At 65.6% G+C, this 2844-nt stretch carries 4 protein-coding genes; all 4 read right to left on the reverse strand.

The annotated features are described in order from the left end of the window. Positions 1 to 72 precede the first annotated feature (72 nt). Positions 73 to 306 carry a hypothetical protein gene (locus tag NKJ91_RS33430; RefSeq protein WP_023731894.1) on the reverse strand — a complete coding sequence of 78 codons (234 nt, stop codon included), beginning with the start codon at positions 304 to 306 and terminating at the stop codon, positions 73 to 75. 2 nt (positions 307 to 308) lie between these two features. Further along, positions 309 to 1985 carry an IS66 family transposase gene (tnpC, locus tag NKJ91_RS33435; protein ID WP_352458904.1) on the reverse strand — a complete coding sequence of 559 codons (1677 nt, stop codon included), beginning with the start codon at positions 1983 to 1985 and terminating at the stop codon, positions 309 to 311. Between the two features lie 66 nt (positions 1986 to 2051). Further along, complete coding sequence (tnpB, locus tag NKJ91_RS33440) at positions 2052 to 2366, reverse strand: IS66 family insertion sequence element accessory protein TnpB (RefSeq protein WP_352458905.1); 315 nt, start codon at positions 2364 to 2366, stop codon at positions 2052 to 2054. A gap of 29 nt (positions 2367 to 2395) precedes the next feature. Then, positions 2396 to 2749 (reverse strand): IS66-like element accessory protein TnpA, encoded by a 354-nt coding sequence (tnpA, locus tag NKJ91_RS33445; RefSeq protein WP_031239744.1) that lies wholly within the window; start codon positions 2747 to 2749, stop codon positions 2396 to 2398. Between the last annotated feature and the right edge of the window lie 95 nt (positions 2750 to 2844).

Raw genomic sequence — 2844 nt, forward strand, 5'->3', positions numbered from 1 at the left:
GTACGCATCCGGTGAAGACCGCAGACGTGCGCATCCGGCAGCCAGGAGAACCTGAGCACCGGAGTGCTGGGGTCAAGCTTTCTTTGGGGAGACGCGATGATATTCTTCGAGGAGGAGTTTGACCTCCTCGATGCCTTCATCGGTGAAGGCCAAGATCCCGTCGTCATCGTTGGCGCCGTAGACCCAGATGACGCCGTCCTCGGGCTCGAGACCGAGGGTCAGGTCCTGGATGAGCGCTTCGCTGACGCCGAGGTCCCTGGCGACACGATCGACGGTGTAGACGTGATGCACCTTATTGCGCTGCATGATCAGGCCGCCGCTGGTTGGGTCCGCAATTTTGCGGATCTCCAATTCCACGGCAGCAAATCATCGATCCGATGGGCCGGATAGGCGGGCAGTCGGGCGAGGACGTCGGCGAGCCAGGCCTGCGGGTCGACATCGTTCATCTTGGCGCTGACGATCAGGCTGTAGAGAACGGCCGCGCGCTGTCCGCCGCGATCGGAACCGCAGAAGAGCCAGGACTTTCTGCCGAGAGCGATGCCGCGCAGGGCTCGCTCGGCTGCATTGTTGGATAGGCAGATCCGCCCATCGTCGAGGAACCGGGTGAAGGATGACCAGCGGCGCAGCATGTAGTTGAAGGCCTTGGTCAGGTCGTGCCCGCGCGAGAGCTTGTCGCGCGTCTTGATCATCCAGCGCTCGAGCTCGGTGACCAGCGGCGCGCTCCGCTCTTGGCGCACGGCGTGGCGTTGGGCCGGCGACAGGCCGTTGATCGCGCGCTCGATATCGAACAGGGCATCGATGCGCTTCACGGCTTCGACCGCCAGCGGATAGACCAGGTTGGGCTTCTCGCCGTGCGCCTTCTTGCGCGCCGCCGCTTCGACATCGGCCAGCTCAAACACTTTGCGCCGGCTGTGGGCCCAGCAGCTGGCCTCCAGAACAGGCGCCGGCTGACGACCCGTCGCATAGAGATCGCCATAACCACCAAAGGCATCGGCCTGCAGAATGCCGCTCCAGCCGGCGAGATGCGCCGCGGGATGTTCGCCTCGGCGATCGCGGGAATAGTAGAACACTGCCGCCGGCGGATCGGCGCCGCCGAACGGTCGGTCATCGCGCACATAGGTCCATAATCGGCCGGTATCGGTCTTGCCCTTGGCCAGGACCGGCACCGTCGTGTCGTCGCCGTGCAGACGCGAAGCGGCCAGCACATGGGCTTCGAGCTGCTTGAACAGCGGCATCAGCGCCGCGGCGCCGGCGCCGACCTGGTCGGCGAGCGTCGACAGGCTGAGCGGCACGCCTTCGCGGGCATAGCGTTCGGCCTGGCGGTTAAGCGGCTGATGCTGGCCGAACTTCTCGAACAGGATCATCGCCAGCAGGCCGGGACCGGCCCAGCCGCGCGGGGTGGCGTGGAAGGGCGCCGGAGCCTGGCTGATCGTCTCGCAGTCGCGGCAGGTGAACTTCTCCCGCACGTGCTGGATCACCTTCCATTGCCGCGGCACCACCTCCAGCGTCTCGGTGATATCCTCACCCAGCTTGCGCAGCCGATGACCGCCGCAGCAATGGCAAGCGGCCGGCGCCGGCTCGACCACGCGTTCGCGCGGCAGATGCTCGGGAAATGGCTGGCGCGCCGGTCGCTTGCGCATGTAAGGCGCCACCTCGGTGGTCCGGGCCGCGGCCTGTTCGGCGGCGATCTCGTCTTCCGTCGCGGTGCTCTCGAGTTCCTCGAAGGTGAGTTCCATCTGGTCGTGCAGGCGGGCTGAGCGTTCAGAACTCTGACCATGCAGCGCCCGCTGCAGCTTCCGGATCGTCAGATGCTGATGCGCGATCAGCGCCGCATCATCCGATGCCTTGGCCCTGGCGACCGCCAGTTCGGCCTCGACCAGCGCAGCGCGCGCGGCCTCGTCTTCGGCTCTGGCCAGCGCCGCGGTCAGCGCTGCTCTCAGCGCGCCAATATCGTCCGGAACAGCATCCTGGGCGGTGGCAACCATGCCCTGGAGTGAATCATAAAACGCGTCCGCTGACTCGCGGAAAATGGCGCAAACTCAAAGAAAAACTCAGCCCGCGCGCTGCGGGCGGAACGTGTGAAGCGGGTTGCGCCAATCGATCCCGTCGAGCATGTAGGCGAGCTGCGCCGGTGATATGGAAACCGTGCCGTCCGCCGGCGACGGCCATAGAAACCGGCCCTTCTCGAGCCGTTTTGCATACAGCGACATGCCGAGCCCATCATGCCAGATAATCTTGATCAGATTGCCGCTGCGGCCGCGGAAGACATAAATATCGCCGGCATGCGGGTCCCGGCCCAGCGTCTCCTGAACCTGCAGAGCGAGGCCTTGCATCCCGCGACGCATATCGGTCCGGCCGACCGCCAACCAGATCCGCACCTGGCTCGGAACCGGGATCATGAAACGCCCAGCGCCTTCACCATCGCTGCCGCCAGTGTTGGCGGCGTGGTCAGCGGAATCCGCAGCCGCACCTTGCCGGCGACCTCCAGCTCGATCACCGCTGGGGATGCCGCCGGCCGCGAAACGGCGACAGGCTCATCGGGAGCCACGACAACTTCGGCAAAGCCCGTCTCGCGGGCTCTCACCGTGCGGCGCCACTTATAGATCAGGCTGGTCGCGACATCGTACTGACGCGCTACCGCCGCCACTGTGGCCCCGGGCGCGAATGCCGCGGCCAGTATCCGGCACTGATCCTCTTCACGCCAACGACGACGACGCTCAGGCCCGGTCAATAACGTCACATGGCTCATGCTGTGCTGCTAACTTCGCTCGTAAGGGCGACCTTAAGAGCGCAGCCTCGCTACCGTGCCGTCCTCTCGCAAGGCGGCCTTCGCCGGAGGGTATC

The sequence above is a fragment of the Mesorhizobium sp. M0040 genome, from assembly GCF_040323505.1.
In the GTDB taxonomy this organism is placed as follows: Bacteria; Pseudomonadota; Alphaproteobacteria; order Rhizobiales; family Rhizobiaceae; genus Mesorhizobium.

Coding starts and splice junctions, on each gene's coding strand:
- NKJ91_RS33430 (WP_023731894.1), bottom strand. CDS start 306: ATGCAGCGCAATAAGGTGCATCACGTCTACACCGTCGATCGTGTCGCC.
- tnpC (WP_352458904.1), bottom strand. CDS start 1,985: ATGGTTGCCACCGCCCAGGATGCTGTTCCGGACGATATTGGCGCGCTG.
- tnpA (WP_031239744.1), bottom strand. CDS start 2,749: ATGAGCCATGTGACGTTATTGACCGGGCCTGAGCGTCGTCGTCGTTGG.